Below are 17,029 nucleotides of genomic sequence, written 5' to 3' on the forward strand. Positions count from 1 at the left end.
GGCAAGCCGGACAGTACAACTTCGGTCGATCAAATGACCGCTGCCGAGCACATGCGGTGACAATCACAGATTGGTGCAGTTCTATTGAATGCCGTACAGCTGCGGTCCAGGGCAACGCGTACGCTGGCACACCCATTGCAGGGTTTTGGTGTCCAGACAGGTAGCCACAGTGACATCAGTCAGCAAGCAACGGCGACAACGTGCACAGCGCATTGCGCTGCACTTCGTGCTGATCGCCTCTTGGCTGCTACTGCTGGGTTCGGAGTACTGGTCGATCCACGAGGAACGCGCCACCGCGTTGCGCACCGCCGAAGCGCAGTCCTCGAACCTGGCCAACTCGCTTGCGCAACATGCCGGCGACACTATGGCGATTGCAGATGCAGTGTTGTCGGGTCTGGTTGCGCGGGTAGAACACGATCAGGCCTCGGCAGCCGCGCGATCGGCGATGCATGGATTTCTGGTGCGCGAGGCACGCCGCTCGGATCGGCTGCATGGCATTTTCATCTACGCCGCAGATGGCAGTTGGGTGAGTTCGTCGTTGAACAGCGCACCTAGAAAGCAGAACAATGCCGACCGCGCCTACTTCAGATATCACCGCGATCATCGCGATGCCTTGTCGCTGGTCGGCCCGCCCGTCCAAAGCCGTTCCGATGGCAGCTGGGTGCTTACCCTGAGCCGGCGACTCAACACGCCCGGTGGCGAGTTTGCAGGGGTGGTATTGGTCACGCTGCAACTGAAGTATTTCCAGAACTACTACAGCACTTTTGAAGTGGGACCCAATGGCACGATCGGCATCATCAACGACGATGGCATCGTGCTGGTACGCCGGCCCGACAAACAGGGCGTGATCGGCACCTCGATCGCCGGCACCGCGATCTACGTCAACATCCGCGCGCACAAACATGGCACTGCGACCTATCGCTCACCGATCGACGGTGTGAAGCGCATTTCCAGCTTCGCTCCCGCACGCCCGTATCCGTTGACCGTGCTGACCGGCGTGTCGGTGGACGATGCATTGGCAACCTGGCGGCAATCCGCACGCCAGCGGATCGTGATCGCCACGCTGGGGTTTGCACTGTTGCTGGCGGTCGGCCTCTGGCTGGATCTGCAATTGCGCCGCATGCATCGCAACGAAGCCAAACTCAGCTCCGAAGCGTGGGTGGACGCGCTGACCGGCATCGCAAACCGGCGTGCATTCGACTACCGGCTGTCGCGCGCGCTGCAGGACGCGGTGCGTCTGCAGGCGCCGTTGTCGGTGCTGATGATCGATGTCGACCACTTCAAGCTCTACAACGACACCTATGGTCACGTGAACGGCGATGCCTGCCTGCGTTTGATTGCGCGTGCGATCGCCGAATGTTCGCGGCGCAGCGACGACGTTGCCGCGCGCTATGGCGGCGAAGAATTCGGCATGATCCTGCCGCACACCGACGCTGCCGGCGCGCTGCGCTTGGCCGATGCCGTGCGCAGCGCGGTCGCCGGACTCGGCCTGATGCACCTGTCCAGCCCCACCAGCGCGCACGTCACCGTGAGCGTGGGCGCGGCGACGTTCGAACCGGGCGAAGCGCCACTGACACCCGACGCGTTCGTGCACGACGCCGACTCGGCACTGTATCGCGCCAAGCAGAGCGGGCGGGATCGGACGTCGGCCTGAGTAAGAGCGGCTAACAAGACTACTTCACGCCAGTCTACCGCAGGCCGGCTGATCTGCTGCCTGGCTGCAGGGCCGTTGCCCGCCCACCATCGCAGGACACGCTGCAAGTACGTCCTTGTAAGCGCTTACGCGGCATCCATGCCGCGTAAGGTCCGGCGACGGTGGGCGGGCAAGGACCAATCAAGATGGTCGTACTCAGCTCTTCTCAAAGCGACCAGCAACCTGTCTGCTGCGGTGTCCTCACCGATTGCGGGATCGTGTGGCGGCATGGATGCCGCCACCGAGCCTACATGGGCGTACTTGCGGCGTGTCCCGCGAGCGGTGGGGGCATCGTGCATTCGACCCACTCAGCGGTGATCTGGACTTCCGACTGCATCCACCAAGATGCGGCTGACAAAACCACTGCACTCACTGACAGGCGAGCGCTCGCCAGATTTTGTTAGCCGCTCCAAGCCGTCGCACGCATCAGATGCCGACAAGCAAGGCAATTGGTGCAAGCCGGTCGGTCGGCTCTCATCGCATGGTTGGGCCACCCCATTGCGGGATTCGCCCGGCCAGAAACACCGCGGCTTGCCACGCTCAACCTAGTTCAATGCTTCGCGGTGATGCCACAGCGGGGGAATGCTGGTTTCTCTAGGCCAGAGTTCATCCAGTGTTGGCACCTCGCGCAAACGGCCGCCCAGCATCACCGCGTCGATCTTTTGCGCGTTACGGATATCCAGGCGCGGGTCGGCTTGCAGGATCACCAGATCGGCCAGCTTGCCCGCCTCCAGGCTGCCCAGTTCCGCACCACGGCCGATGCTGCGCGCACCGCCCAGCGTGGCCGCCTGCAATACCTCGGCCGGGGTCATGCCACCCTCCACATGCGCCTGCATTTCCCAGTGCAGGCCGGGCCCGGCGATCTCGCCATGCGAGCCCATCGCCACCAGCCCGCCCGCACGCTGGATACGCGCCACGTCGCCGGCGATGCGCGGATAAAGCATCAGCGACGGATCGATCCAGCGCTGCGACTGCACCTGCTGCATGGCCACCTCGTACGGGCGGGTTGCGCGGAACGTGGCATCGCCCAGCGGCCGATCGCCAATGACGTAGTTGTTCTGCGCCGCAGGGCCACCGTTGGCGATCATCAGCGTTGCGTCGTAGCTTGTGCCACTGCGTGCCATCAGCTCGATCACGTCGCGGTACAGCGGTGTCGGCAGTGCGTGTTCGTGCCCGGCATAGCCGTCCATGACTTGATTGAGGTCGAGTTTCAGCGCCAGCGAGCCCTCGCTGGTGGGGCGCATGCCCAGCTCGTGCGCCGCCTGCACCAGCCACTGGCGCTGGCGGCGATTGCCGAGCAGATATTGTTTGACGGTGCGTGTGCGGTAGTGGTCGCGATAGCGGTGAAGCAAGGCGCGCGCCTCATCCAGCGAGGCGATGCGGTTGAACGAGAACATCGCCATGCCCGTGGTCGGCGCGCGCGCGCCCACTACCCTCCCGGCATCGACCAGATCCTGGTAGGCCAGCATGTCGATGCTCAGCGACGATGGATCGAAGGCGGTGGTAATCCCGTAAGCCAGTCGCGCGCGCAGGCCCCAAGGCCGCATGTCGAGCAGGTCGCGGCGAAAATCGGCGACGTGGTCGTGCACATCGATCAGGCCCGGAATGATGAAGCGCCCACTGACATCGCGCAGTTGCGCGCCGGCCGGCACTTCCACGCTGCCGCGCGGGCCGATCGCGGCGATGCGTCCATCGCGCACCAGCAGGTCGGCATCGGCAATGGCCTCATCGCCACGCTGCGTGAGCGCAGTGGCGCCCCGCAGCAGCAGCGTGCCGCTGGCCACATCGCGCGGGACGTCCACCCTGGCTTGCACAACCTGCGTGTTCCGCCCTGGCGTTGGCACGTCTGCATCCCAGCCCGGCGCATCGGCAGCATGCAGGGCGATGTCGGCGCGTGCACGGCGGTAGACGCTGGAACCGATCGACCAGGTCATCGTGCGGCCGTCCGCACTCCACCCGAAATAATCCGCGCCGACATCGGTGATGCGCCGATGGCGCATGCCCGGCGCCAGCAGATCGACCGTTGCTCCCTTCTTCGGCACCGGCAGCAGGTGCAACTGCTGGGCGACCTGGGCAAGCAGCCACTGCCCGTCGGGACTGATCCGCAGGTCGTCCACCGGCACGCTGCCGTCCTGGAAGTACCAACCCGGCCCCTTCACCACGATGGGTGCATCGGCAAGGCCGCTGCGCAGATCGATGCCGAGCAGGCCGCCGCTGCCCATCGCGTAGACGCGATCGGTATCCGCACCGAAGTGCAACGTGCCGCCCAACGTCCCGCGATGGAGGACCCTGGCCTGGCCGCCCTGCGCCGACAGCCGTTGCAGCTGCGCCTCACGCACGCTGCCAAACACCATCGAGGCCTGCATGCGCGCCACGTTGTCGGAGGCCACCACCAGCACGTCGCGCCCATCACGGGTGAACACCGGATGGGTGTAGTACGCGCCAGGCCCGCGGCTGAGCTGGCGCGGCGCCGTGCCGCCGGGCTGCAGCGACCAGACCTGACCGCCCTGCCCGCCTTCCCAAGTGACGTAGGTCAGCGCGTTGCCATCCGGCGCCCAGCTGGGATGGAAGGCCGGCACATCGCCGGTGGGCAGCCGCTTCGGCAGCGCGCCATCTTCCATGTCCATCAGATAGAGCGCGCCCAACGCGGAGAACGCCACCCGCCTGCCGTCCGGCGACACCGCAGGATCCTGGATCAGACGCGCCTGTACCGGGCCGGCGTCCTCACGGATGTCAGCGCCGGTCAACGGCCCCAGCTCCAGGTCGACCGAGGCGACGAACGGAATCGCGCGTGAGGCCTGCCGATCCAGCGCGATGCGCTCGAAGCGGCCGTTGCGGCTCAGCAGCAGCGCACGCCCGTCGCGCGTGAAGGCATAGCGCGGCACCAGATCCTGCCAGCTTTGCGCCTGGCTCTGGTCGTGTTCGATCGGGAAGGCGATCCAGCGGTCCTCGCCGGTGGCGAGCGTGCGCAGGCGCAGACCGGTCTGGCCCTGCTGGCGAGTGGCATAGGCCAGCTGCTTGCCGTCCGGCGAGAGCTGCGGTCTGAAATAGGTACCGGGAAACGGCCGGCGCCCCGGAACGCCGGGCACCGGCAAGACCGTTTCTTCCTTGCTGGTGGCCAAATCGCGTCGCACGATCGACCACAGCTCCAGCTCGGCGCTGTCCTTGTCGCCGCTGCGGCGCGCGGCGTAAAGCTGCCTGCCATCTGGCGACACCACCGCGCCCAGCGTGCTCTGCTTGCTGCCGGCGCCCTCCGCGCGGACCGGTGCGACCAGGCGTTCGCTGCCATCCAGTCCGTAGCGCCACAGCTCGTAATCGTTGACCGACCAGCGGAAGCGGCTGGCGTACAGGGCGCTGCCATCGGGCGCCCAGGCCGGCGACACCAACACGGTATCGTCGTTGCCGAAAGTGAGCTGCTGCGCATCGCGGCCATCGGGCCGCATGCGCCACAGGTTTTCCGCACCGCTGCGGTCGCTGACAAAGGCGATCCAGTGTCCGTCCGGCGAAAACGTCGGCTGGCTGTCGAAGCCCAGGCCGCGGCTGATCGCCTTGGCCCGGCCGCCACCAGCGTCCAGCGTGTACAGATCCCCGAGCAGGTCGAACACCAGCCGGCCATCGCGCGGCGACACGTCCAGCCCCATCCAGGTGCCTTCATCGGTCTCGAAGGCGATGCGGCGCGTAGCCTGCAACGGCAGCGTCTGTCCCGGCGCCTGCTGCGGGCGCGGCAGGCTGGGCGTGGCCGCTGCACCGGCCGCATCGGCCAGCAACGGCAGCGGCAGGTGCTCGGCGGGATCGTGGGCAAACGCGGCAGCCGCAGCGATCGACAGATAGCCCATCAGGGCAAGACCGAACCACTGACGCACGCCACGCTCCTTCATCAAGGCGCCACCCTCCTCAGGCGGCGTCGGATCATGCCAGAGTCCTGCGCGGTTGCATGGCGCAGGCCGGTTTCAAGCACGACTCACAGATCGATCGAGAACGAGACGGTGAACGTGCGCGGTGCGGCCAGGACCAGATAATTCGCACCCGAAGCGCCACCGACCGATGACCAGAAGCTGCGGTCGAACAGGTTGTCCACGCGCGCACGCACGCCCCAGGCCTTGCCGGCGGCCTGGAACGCATAACGTGCTCCCAGGTCGAAACGCGTCCAGGACGGAATTTCCAGCACGTTCACCGCATCGGCGTATTGACGATCGGTGTAGACAGCGCGCCCGTCGACCGTCAGGCCCGGCAGCGCAGCGATATCCCATTCCAGGCCCAGATTGGCCTGTTTTTCCGGCACACCGAGCACGTCATTGCCTTCGTTCACGCCGTCCTGGGTCTTGTTGTAGCCGGCATCCAGCAACGTGATGCCGCCCAGTGCGCGCAGGCCCTCGATCGGCTGGCCGTAGAAGCTCAGCTCTAGGCCCTGGTTGCGCTGCTCGCCGTCGCTGGTCAGGCGTGCATTGCTGACCACGGTATTGGGCTGGTTGATGCGGAACAGCGCCGCGGTTGCGCCGTAGCTGCCGGCGTCGTACTTGGCGCCTACTTCGACCTGCTTGGACTTGAACGGCGCCAGCAGTTCGCCGGCATTTTCCAGCGGCGTGCTGCCGGACACGGCGGGCACTTCCTGGCCGGGCAACAGCGCTTCGGCGTAATTGGCATACAGCGACACCGCCCGGCCGAACTTGAAGACGACCGCGCCGACCGGCGTCACCACGCTGTCGCTGTAGCTGCTGAGTTGCGCGCCGGTGTTGTAGTCGTAGCCGTACTGTTCCAGCTTCTGGTGGCGTGCGCCCAGGGTCAGCAGGATGCGGCCGTCATCGAAGGCCAGCGTGTCGGCGATGGCGACGCTGCGGGTCTCGTTCTTGCTGGTGGTCAGCGGCTCGAACAGCACGCCACCGGGGAACAGGCCACCCAGCGGTGCCACCGCCACCGGGTCGTACAGCGTACCGACCGCCGTGCCGTAGCTGCCGAATGCAAAGGCATTCTTGGAGTCCAGCTTGAAGGCCGACGCCGATGCACTCAGGCGATGACCGACGCGGCCGGTGTCGAATGTCGCGCGGATGCCGACATCGCCGGTGGTGACCTTGTCTTCCCGGTAGTTGTCGAAGCGGCCGGTGTTCAAATTGCCGGCAGCATCGGCGTTGGGATTCGCCAACACGTTGTGCTCGTCACTGTCGCGCATGCCGACCGCCGCCCAGGCCATGACGCTATCGGTCAGGTCGTATTCGGCACGGATCACGCCGAAGGTGTCGCGCTCTTGGGCGAAGGTCCAAGGCTGGGCGAAGTTGATATCGGCATCGGGTGCGATCGGAATTCCACCCACCGGAGTGATGCTCGGACGCGGACGGTCGGTACGCTGGTCCTGCCAGCCGATGTCAGCCGACAGGCGCAGCCGCTCGCCACGATAATCCACGCCCAGCGAACCCATGCCCAGCTCGCGATCCTCGTCGGTGGCGTTCTCGCCATCGCGGCGCGCGAGGTTGGCGCGCAGCCCCCAGGCACGGTCCGGGCCGAAGCGGTAGGACGCATCGGCCGCGGCATACACCTGCCCGCCGGTTTCGGTACCCAGCGTCAGCCGGGTGACGTCGCTCTCGCCCGCGCGCTTGGGCACCAGGTTGAACGCGCCACCGACCCCGCTGCCGCCGGGCGCGGCGCCGTTGATGAAGCTGTTGGCGCCGCGAAACACTTCCACCCGCTCCAGGAACTCGGCCGCCACGTATTGGCGCGGCAGCAGGCCGTACAGGCCGTTGTAGCTCATGTCGTCGGAGAACACGGGGAAGCCACGCACCACGTACAACTCCTGGAAGTTGCCGAACCCACGCGCCACCCGCACCGCCGGGTCGTTCTGCACCACGTCGGCCACGCTGCGCGCCTGCTGGTTGCGCATCAACTCGGCGGTGAAGTTCATGCTGTTGAACGGCGTGTCCATCACGTCGAGGTTGCCGAACAGACCGACGCGACCGCCGGTAGCGACCTGGCCGCCGGCATAGTCGGGCGGCAGTTCGACCTGCGAACCGTCGGCAGTGACGGTCAACGTGTCGAGCGTCTTGGCAGTGTCGAGAGGCGTTGCAGCTTGCTGCGACCACGCGATCGGTGCGGCACAGCAACAGGCGATGGCAACGGCAAGTCGCGCGCGCGGACGCAGCGACAGGAAATGCGGGACATAGGCGCGCATGCAGGGGACCTGGTCAGCTTGAAGTGAGACGCTGGCTGGGGACGCGGGTTCCCTGGCTGAGTAGCCGTCCAGAAGCACGCAGACGACGGGCGATTATTGCATCTTTCGCCTGGCGCCCCGACTTGATGACATCGGCGTGGGCAAGACGTTGGGCATCGGCGTTGGGGTTCGAACTGCCTTGGCTGGGCCGCCGCGGCTGCGCGCCACGAGCACGTACCCAGCGCGCGCAATAGCCGGCATCAACAGCAAAAATCCCGGTAGGCGCAAGACGTTATCGGGATTCTGGTGACACAAAGTGCTGTCGAGATCAGAACGGAATATCGTCATCCGCAAAGTCGTCCATCGGCGGCGCGGACTGCTGCTGGGCCGGCTGCTGACGACGCGGTGCGTAATCCTGACCGCCGCCCTGACCGCCACCGCCGCCACCCTGCTGCTGGCGCGGAGCCTGCGCGCGCTGCGGGCGATCGCCGCCCATGCCGCCACCGCCACCGCCGCCTTCACCACGGCCGCCGAGCATCTGCATCTCGTTGGCGACGATGTCGGTGCTGTACTTTTCCACGCCGTCCTGGCCGGTGTACTTGTCGTAGCGCAACTCGCCTTCGACGTACACCTGCGAGCCCTTGCGCAGGTACTCACCGGCGATTTCGCCCAGCTTTCCGAAGAACACCACGCGGTGCCACTCGGTGCGCTCCTGGTTGTTGCCTTCGCGGTCCTTGCGCATGCTGGTCGTGGCCAGGCTCACGCGGGTGATCGCCATGCCGGCCTGGGTGTACTTGGTGTCGGGATCGTTGCCGAGGTTGCCGACGAGGATGACTTTGTTGATGCCGCGGGCCATAGATAGTTCCGAGATGGTGCGCCGGCGCCAATGGGGCGCGGCGGTGAATGTCTTGGCGCCAATGTTACCGCACTCCCCGCGCCCGACACCGGCGCGTTGGCGCACCTGCGGGCCGGGGAATACCGCGCGGACAGGTCGGGATCCTACATCTCTGCGCCATGCCGGCATCAAGTGTCACAAGGGTTTGCGACCGATGTGAAGGCCGGCGACAGCGCCGGCGGGACGGATCTGGCCCAGGCACCTATAATCCACGTACATCACGAACGCCTGCGCATGACCATCGCCGAAGACCTCCCCACCGTTCTGGGCCTGCCCCAGATCCAGTCCCTCGCCGCGCCCGACATGGCCGCGGTGGATGCGTTGATCCGCCGTCGTCTGGCGTCGGACGTCGTGCTGATCAACCAGATTGCCGATCACATCATCTCCGCCGGCGGCAAACGCCTGCGTCCGATGCTGGTGATGCTGGCCGGCCACGCCGCCGGCGGCTCCGGCCCGGAGCACCATCAGCTGGCGGCGATCGTCGAGTTCATCCACACCTCCACGCTGCTGCACGACGATGTGGTGGACGAATCGGATCTGCGTCGCGGCCGCAGCACCGCCAATGCGCTGTGGGGCAATGCGCCCAGCGTATTGGTGGGCGATTTTCTGTATTCGCGCAGCTTCCAGTTGATGGTCGAGCTGGACCGCATGGAAGTCATGCAGATCCTGGCCGACACCACCAACCGCATCGCCGAAGGCGAGGTGCTGCAGCTGCTGCACGTGCACAACCCCGACACCGACGAAGCCGCCTACTTGCGGGTGATCGAGCGCAAGACCGCGGTGTTGTTCGCGGCCGGCACGCGCCTGGGCGCGTTGGCCTCGGGTGCGGATGCGCAGGTGCAGCAACGCCTGTACGACTACGGCATGCAGTTGGGTTTTGCCTTCCAGATCGCCGACGACGTGCTCGACTATGCCGCCGACGCCAGCGACCTGGGCAAGAACCTGGGCGACGATCTGGCCGAAGGCAAGGCCACGTTGCCGCTGATCCACGCCATGGCGCACTCGGATGCAACCACCAGGGAGCGTCTGCGCCAGATCGTCGAACAAGGCGATGCGAGCGCAATGCCTGAGGTGCTGGCGGCGATTCACGCCACCGGTGGTTTGGACTACAGCCGCCAGCGTGCCGCCGAATATGCCGCCGCCGCCGAACAGGCATTGGACGGCTTGCCGCCCAGCCCTGCGGTTGCGGCATTGCGCGGCCTGGCGCGTTACGCCGTGGAACGCACGCATTGATCGAGCGGCGTTGGCGCCGCACCGGTCGCCAGCGCCTTTGTTGAAGAAATCTTCTAGCGCAGGGAATGCGTAGTTGGCTGCGCGCAGGCCCTACAGGCACACGGCGCCAACGCACTCGCCAGAGTGACGCGGGATGGACGAAACCGCGGCTGGTGCGAATGTTGTGATGCGTTGATCGGCACCTGATCGGCGCCGATTGAACCTACTGCACACCCAATCCAGAAATCGCACTGATCGCGGCCGGGTCGAACCCCGCCAGCTGCGCGAAGTGCCGGCCCCGCGCGACGTAGTCGCCATACGCGCCGAAGCTGGGCGCCCCTGGCGATAGCAACACCACTCCGCCCTGCTCTCCCAGCGCATCGCGCGCCAACTGCATGGCGTGCTCCAGATCGTTGGCAGCATGCAAACCGAAGCGACCGGCTTCCGCCAATGGAGCCAGCAGCGCGTGGATACGCGGCCCATTGGCCCCCATGGTGACGATTTCCAGCGGGGCGTGATGCGCCATCTGTTCGGCAAAATCGTGCCAATCCAGCCCCCGATCGTGCCCGCCAATCAGCAAGGCCACGCGACGCTGCGCAAAGCACGCCAGCGCCGCCAACGAGGCATGCGGCGTAGTGCTGATCGAGTCGTTGACGTAGCTGATGCCATCCACGCTGCCAAGCAACTGCAGGCGGTTAGGCAACGGGCGAAACGTCAGTGCGGCCGCTGCCAGTGCTGCGGCGTCCAGACCCAGCGCTTCTATGGCAGCCAACACTGCACACAGATTGCGCCGGTTGTGTTCGCCCGGCAGCGGTACGTCGGCGGTATCGAAGATGGCCTGTTCGCCGCGATAGACCACATCGCCGCGCAGATGCCAGCCATCGGGATGGTTGAACCAGCGCACGTCGCTGTCGGGCAGTTGTAAATGGACAAGATGCGGGTCGGCGGCGTTGAGCAAGGCGATGCGCGGGCGGCCTTCGGTCACCAGCGACAGCTTGTCGCGCACGTAGCGCGCCTCGTCGCCATGCCAGTCCAGATGCTCGGGAAAAAGATTCAAGACCAACGCCAGTTCCGGACGCGCGCCGCTGCGCCCGACTTCGCCGGTCTGGTAACTGGACAACTCGATCGCCCAGTATGCAGGCGGCGGTTGTGGTGCCAACACTTCCAGCAACGGCTGACCGATGTTGCCGACCAACGCGGTGCGATGCCCGGCCGCGCGCAGCAGATGCGCCAGCAACGCGGTGGTAGTGCTCTTGCCTTTGGTGCCGGTGACGCAGATGGCGCCGGACACGCTGCCGTCAGGCTGCGCGTGTTCGGCAAACCACAATGCGGTGCCGCCGATGAACAGCGTGCCGTGCTCGGCTGCCGCAGTTTGCGCTTGCGCGCCATACGGGCTGATACCGGGCGACTTCACCACGATGTCGAACCGGCCCAGCGCCTGCGCGCTGGCCTCGGTTTCTACATGCAACGCGGGGTCGGCCAGCGCATCGAGCTCGCGCGCTTCTTCGGCGTTGCAGAACACTGTCAGCGATTGCGTGGGTAGCACGGCGCGCAGCGCGCGATATGCCGCGCGTCCTTCGCGCCCCCAGCCCCATAACGCAACCGCCCTGCCTTCAAGCTGCGAAATTCGCACGCACGCGCTCCCACAGCGCCGACGGAATACGGTGCTCGCCATCGATGGCCATCAACGGCTCCACTTGCAGCTCCTGCTGGTCCAGTTGCGGCTGTATCTCACGGCTGAAGCGCATCACCAACGCGTCTTCCTTCCACTCGGCACGGCTGGCCAGCACCGCCATCGCCGCGCGCGATTCGCGGCCTTCGCCGACGCATTCGAACGGCTTGTGATCTTCGAATTCCAGCAGCGCATCGTAGCCGCCGGCCTGCGCGGGATCGTCGAGCAGATTGCGCCCGAAGATATTGACCAGGCGCGTCTTCGGCATGAACGGTGCCAACGCCAGAAACACGAAATGGCACTTCGGGCACACCCCGCACCAGCGATGCACCGGGCGCTCGCCCATGATGTGGAAGTTGCGGTTGCAGCTGGAAAAATGTGCGTCGTAGTGGTCGGTCTTGGCGAACTGACGCGCCACCGCCAGCTCCGACAACGGCCGCAGCAACGAGTAATAACGCAGATCCGCGGCCACATGCCGCTGCACGTAATCGCCGAACGCCTGCTCGAACGCCCAGCCCTTGGACCATTGGTGATTGACCTCGCCGGTGCCGGGAATCTGGCTGCCGTAACTGGCCGAACGTTCATTGGAAAACACCACCTGATCCACGCCATTGAGCAACGCAGCCAGCACAAGAATCGCCGAGTTCACCGCAGTGACCGGAATATGCCCGTTCCACGCGCCCTGGCGATTGAGTTCGAACAGCTCCGATGCAAGCACGCGGCCGATATTGAGCACCGGCAAACCGGTGCGCTCGGCGCAGGCGCGGATCAGCTGCGAGCCACCGATCCAGCTCACGGTCTGCTCGATGCCGGCATGCCGCAGCGCTTCGATACTGACCAGCGAATCCTTGCCGCCACCGATCGCGACCAAGGCATGCTCGCGCAGGCCGATCGCAGGCGCATCGCCAGCAGTTCGTGTGCCGACCGGAAAGTTGATCTTGCCGTGCAGGTTCAAGCCATTGCGATAGGCGAACTCGCCCAACCCGTGCAGATAGACGCTCTCCACCAGCGCAGCGGTGTCGGCATCGATCGCATATTCATCGATCTGGATGGTCGGCGGCACCGCCGCCTTGAAATAACTCACGCCCGCGATGAGATGCAGGATGCGCAGCGCCTGCTGCACGGCAACGGCATGCGCACCGTCCAGCGCGAACGGTGCGCCCGGCACCGCGACGGTCTCGACCAGCTCCGGGCCTTGGTCGAAGGCATACACCAGCGTCGCCACGCCGGTCTGCGCATCGAGTGCGCAACGCACGAAACGAAAAGTGGAGATCTGGTGTTTGTCGAAAGCGCTCATGGACTACCTGCAGGAACACGTACGCGACGCAGATAACGTCGGCACAGGACATATTCAATCATGGAAAACGGCACCGCAGCCCACAGCAACGGCAGGCAACCGAACAGCACCGCCAACAACAGCACATCCAGGCGTCCGGCCGTTGCATCGCCAGACACCGCGAAGGCGATTGCGAGATACAGCGCCACCACCGGCACATAACTCAGCGCGCTCAACAACACCGTGCGCACCGCCATCCCGCCGCTGCGACGCGTGGAAATCCGCGCATCGCCTCGACGTTGCCAACGCAAGGCCAACCACGCACCGCTACCGGCGGCGACCAGCGCGGGTAGCGCCCATTTGAGCGTATCGGACCACAGCATGCCAAAGCTCAGTTGTTGGAGCGCGGTGGCGAACATCATCGCAACACCACCGGCCAGCGTGCTGAGCGCGATGAACTCAGCCTGCGGGCGCATCGATCACCTCTTCGCGCGGCAATTCGCGCTGGTTGTAGGTGCTGGCCATCGAATACCCGTAGGCACCGGCATCGGCCAGCAGCATCACATCGCCCGGTGCGGTCGCCGCAGGCAGACGACGGCGCTTGCCGAACACATCGGAGGATTCGCAGATCGGCCCGACGATATCGAATGCGCTATCGGCAGGCGCGTCGAGCTGGCTGAGGTTTTCGATGTCGTGCCAGGCGTCGTACAGCGCCGGGCGGATCAACGTGTTCATGCCCGCATCCAGACCCACGCGCTGCACGCCGTCCTTTTCGATCACCTGGGTCACCTGCGCCAGCAGCACGCCGGCTTCGGCCACCAGATAGCGGCCCGGCTCGATCGCCAGCCGGTAGCCTGGATGCACCGCCTTGACCTCGGCCAGCCCCCTGGCCCACAGCTCCAGATCGAACGGCTCGTCTTCGGCGCTGTATGGAATCGGCAGGCCACCGCCGATGTCGATGGTTTCCACCGTGCCGATGCGTCGCGCAAAGCCGGCCAGTTCGTCGTACATCATCCGCCAGTGTTCGCCGGTCTCCACGCCACTGCCCAGATGCGCATGCACACCAGTGATGGTGACTTCGAGCGTGCGCGCCAACTCGACGAACTCATCCACGCGCGTGGAGGACAGGCCGAACTTGGACGCCTTGCCGCCGGTATTGACCTTCTCGTGATGCCCGTCGCCATGCCCCAGGTCGATGCGCAGCCACACGTTGCGGCCGCGGAACACCTCAGGCCAGCGCTGCAATGCTTCGACGTTGTCCACGGTGACGGTCACGCCCAGCGCGAAGCCGGCTTCGTATTCGGCCTTGGGCGCGAAACTCGGGGTGAACAACACGCGCCGCGGCGACAGCTCGGGCAAGGTGTCGAACACGCGGCGCAACTCGCCGTGCGAGACGCATTCCAGCCCGAAACCGGCCTGCTCCAGCGCCATCAGGATCGCCGGATGCGCATTGGCCTTGATCGCGTAATAGCGCTGGTCCACTGCAGCAATCTGCGCCAGTGCATGCGCCCGCGCACGCACGGTGGGCAGGTGATACACATAACGCGGCGTACCGGCCTTGGACAGCGACAACAGATGCGCGCGCTCGGCATGCCACCACGGTGTGGGCCGCGGGCGCACCGAGCCGATGATCTCGCGCCAACGCGGGCCGAACACTTCGCCTTCGCTCACAGGCATCGCGCCGCTGTCGATCAACTCCGCATGCAGGATCGGCAGCAGGCCATCGGCATCGGCTTCGTCGATGACGAAGGTCAGATTCAGGTCGTTGGACGACTGCGAAATCATGTGCACGCGCTCCTGCCCGAACGTGGCCCACACATCGGAGAGCTTGTGCAGCAGCGAACGCATGCCGCGCCCGACCAGCGTGATTGCCGCGCAAGGAACAATGATCTTGACCTTGCAGATCTGCGACAGATCGGCCGACAGCGCCGCCAGCACATCGGTGTTGACCAGGTTCTCGCTCGGATCCAGCGACACCGTGACATTGGTCTCTGCCGAGCCGATCAGATCCACCGACAACCCGTGTTTCTTGAACAGCGTGAATACATCGGCCAGGAAGCCGACCTGCTGCCACATGCCGATGCCTTCCATCGACACCAGCACGATCCCGTTGCGGCGGCTGATCGCCTTGACGCCCAACACCGGCTCGGCATTGCCGTCGATGCTGGTGCCCGGCAGATCGGGGCGCTCGGTATCCAGAATCGCCATCGGCACGCCGGAATCGCGGCATGGTTTGATCGAACGCGGATGCAGCACCTTGGCGCCGGTGGTGGCGATTTCCTGTGCTTCGTAATAGTCCAGGCGGGTCAGCAGCCGCGCATCCGGCACTTCCTTCGGATTGGCGCTGAACATGCCAGGCACGTCGGTCCAGATTTCCACGCGGCTGGCGCCGAGCAGCGCACCGAAATACGCCGCCGAGGTATCCGAACCGCCGCGACCGAGAATCGCGGTGCCGCCATCGGCGTGCCGCGAAATGAAGCCCTGGGTGATCAGCAGGCGCGTGGGCTGCGCATCGAAACGCGTGCGCCACTGCGCATCTGACTGCCACTGGCAGGATACCGACAAACGCTTGGACCATTCGCTCTGATTGGGCTGCGGCGGCAATGCCGACAGCCACTGGCGCGCGTCCAGCCAGCCCATGTCCAGGCCATTGGCATGCAGATACGCCGCGCCGATGGTGGAGGACAGCAACTCGCCCTGCCCCAGCACCTCGGCCTGCCAGTCCAGCGTGCGTGTTGCCGCGCGCGCATCGCCCAGCAAGGCATGCAGCGCGGCGAGTCGCTTGCCCAGCACCGCATCGGCGTCCAGTTCCAGCTCGGCCAGGAATTCGCGATGACGCTGCTCCAGCGCAGCCACGCGCTGTGCGCTGTCGGCGGCGCCATCGGCGATCGCGGTGAGTTCGTTGGTCACGCCCGACAGCGCAGACACCACCACCAGCACGCGGCCGCCGGTCTCGTTCGCCCGTTTGCTCGCCAGTGTTCCAATCGTGTCCCAGCGATGACGACGCGACACCGAAGTGCCGCCGAACTTGAGGACGATCCAACGATCGGTAGTGTGGGGAGCTGACATTGAGATAGGCGTTTAGAATGGGGGAAAGATGCCCGGTACGCCGGGCGGAACCTCCGATTCTACTGCCAATATCGCCCGCATGACCCCGGGTGCGATCACAGCACGCCGAGCGCTGCGTCCACTGCCGTAACGGTTTGCGCTGCAACCATCGCCGCGCATTCCATCGATCGGAACTCACCCCCCATGAGCAAGTACCGCTACCTGCAACTGGATGTCTTCGGCGGCCAACACGGCAATGGCAATCCGTTGGGTGTGGTCCTCAACGCGCAGACGTTGTCGTCCGCGCAGATGCAGCAGATGGCCGCCTGGTTGAACCTGTCGGAGACGATCTTTTTCCTGCCGGTCAGTGCGCCCGATGCGGACTACCACATCCGCATCTTCACGCCGCGCGCCGAGCTGCCGTTCGCCGGCCACCCCAGCGTGGGTGCGGCATGGGCGGCGGCAACGCACGGGCTGGTCGCGTTCGAGCCGGACGGCCTCATGCGCCAGCAATGCGCTGCGGGCGTATTGCCGGTGCAGGTGATCGACCGGCATGGCGCACTGCTGGTGCGGCTGCGGGCACCGCGCGCGCGGGCGATCGCGACCGGCGAGGTGCATGTTGCGGCGTTACGCAATGCCTGCGCAGGACTGCGTGTGGCCGAACATCCGGCAGCACTGTGGAACAACGGCCCCAACTGGTGGCTGCTGGAACTGGCCGATGCGCAGGCGGTGCGCCAGGCAACGCCCGATCTAACCGCCATCACCCGCCTGACCCAGACCAGCGCAGCCACCGGGCTGGCCATTTACGCGCCGGATCCCCATGGCGACGCCGACCTGGTGGTGCGCGCATTCTGCCCTGGCGACGGCATTCCGGAAGATCCGGTCACCGGCAGCGCCAACGCCTGCATCGCCGCGCGCCTGCACGGCGAAGGTCGCTTGCCGGGCACCGGGTTGCGCTATGTCGCCAGCCAGGGCCGCGAGGTCGGCCGCGATGGGCGCGTCCACATCGACGTCGATGACGAAGGCGAAGTGTGGATTGGCGGAACGACGCGACAAGTGATCGAAGGTCGTATCGATTGGTAAGCTGCCGCGCC

10 protein-coding genes are annotated in these 17,029 nt (G+C 65.7%); 3 read left to right on the forward strand and 7 right to left on the reverse strand.

The window, feature by feature from the left end:
* Nucleotides 1-88 precede the first annotated feature (88 nt).
* Nucleotides 89-1,654 (forward strand): GGDEF domain-containing protein, encoded by a 1,566-nt coding sequence (locus NYR97_RS00820; protein ID WP_425613021.1) that lies wholly within the window; start codon nt 89-91, stop codon nt 1,652-1,654.
* Between the two features lie 584 nt (nt 1,655-2,238).
* Here NYR97_RS00820 and NYR97_RS00825 read toward each other — a convergent pair.
* From NYR97_RS00825 to ssb, 3 genes are all read right to left on the reverse strand, one after another.
* Nucleotides 2,239-5,556 carry an amidohydrolase family protein gene (locus tag NYR97_RS00825; protein ID WP_316696089.1) on the reverse strand — a complete coding sequence of 1,106 codons (3,318 nt, stop codon included), beginning with the start codon at nt 5,554-5,556 and terminating at the stop codon, nt 2,239-2,241.
* Between the two features lie 98 nt (nt 5,557-5,654).
* Complete coding sequence (locus NYR97_RS00830) at nt 5,655-7,853, reverse strand: TonB-dependent receptor (protein WP_316696090.1); 2,199 nt, start codon at nt 7,851-7,853, stop codon at nt 5,655-5,657.
* 307 nt (nt 7,854-8,160) lie between these two features.
* On the reverse strand, nt 8,161-8,688 hold the full coding sequence (gene ssb / locus NYR97_RS00835) for a single-stranded DNA-binding protein (protein ID WP_316696091.1): 528 nt from the start codon (nt 8,686-8,688) through the stop codon (nt 8,161-8,163).
* A 273-nt stretch (nt 8,689-8,961) separates the two neighbouring features.
* On the opposite strand from ssb, the gene NYR97_RS00840 reads away from it, so the two are divergent.
* A complete protein-coding gene (locus NYR97_RS00840; protein WP_316698471.1) occupies nt 8,962-9,960 on the forward strand; it encodes a polyprenyl synthetase family protein in 999 nt (332 codons plus the stop codon).
* A gap of 202 nt (nt 9,961-10,162) precedes the next feature.
* On the opposite strand, the gene murD is transcribed toward NYR97_RS00840, so the two are convergent.
* The 4 genes from murD to NYR97_RS00860 are packed head-to-tail and all read right to left on the reverse strand — an operon-like array spanning nt 10,163 to nt 15,956.
* Nucleotides 10,163-11,572, reverse strand: a complete 1,410-nt coding sequence (murD, locus tag NYR97_RS00845) for a UDP-N-acetylmuramoyl-L-alanine--D-glutamate ligase (RefSeq protein ID WP_316696093.1) — start codon at nt 11,570-11,572, stop codon at nt 10,163-10,165.
* Nucleotides 11,553-12,908, reverse strand: a complete 1,356-nt coding sequence (gene murL / locus NYR97_RS00850; protein ID WP_316696094.1) for a UDP-N-acetyl-alpha-D-muramoyl-L-alanyl-L-glutamate epimerase — start codon at nt 12,906-12,908, stop codon at nt 11,553-11,555. Before murL ends, murD begins: the two co-directional genes overlap by 20 nt.
* Complete coding sequence (locus NYR97_RS00855; protein ID WP_316696095.1) at nt 12,905-13,363, reverse strand: hypothetical protein; 459 nt, start codon at nt 13,361-13,363, stop codon at nt 12,905-12,907. Before NYR97_RS00855 ends, murL begins: the two co-directional genes overlap by 4 nt.
* Nucleotides 13,347-15,956: a bifunctional aspartate kinase/diaminopimelate decarboxylase gene (locus NYR97_RS00860; RefSeq protein ID WP_316696096.1), complete on the reverse strand. Its 2,610-nt coding sequence runs from the start codon at nt 15,954-15,956 to the stop codon at nt 13,347-13,349. The genes NYR97_RS00855 and NYR97_RS00860 overlap by 17 nt, the downstream gene beginning before the upstream one ends.
* Before the next feature lie 183 nt (nt 15,957-16,139).
* Between NYR97_RS00860 and NYR97_RS00865 the strand changes: the two genes are divergently transcribed.
* The gene (locus NYR97_RS00865) at nt 16,140-17,018 is read left to right on the forward strand and encodes a PhzF family phenazine biosynthesis protein (protein WP_316696098.1); all 879 of its coding nucleotides are present in this window, start codon (nt 16,140-16,142) and stop codon (nt 17,016-17,018) included.
* Nucleotides 17,019-17,029: the final 11 nt, after the last annotated feature.

It is taken from the genome of Xanthomonas hydrangeae, from assembly GCF_032697525.1.
Taxonomy (GTDB): Bacteria; Pseudomonadota; Gammaproteobacteria; order Xanthomonadales; family Xanthomonadaceae; genus Xanthomonas; species Xanthomonas hydrangeae.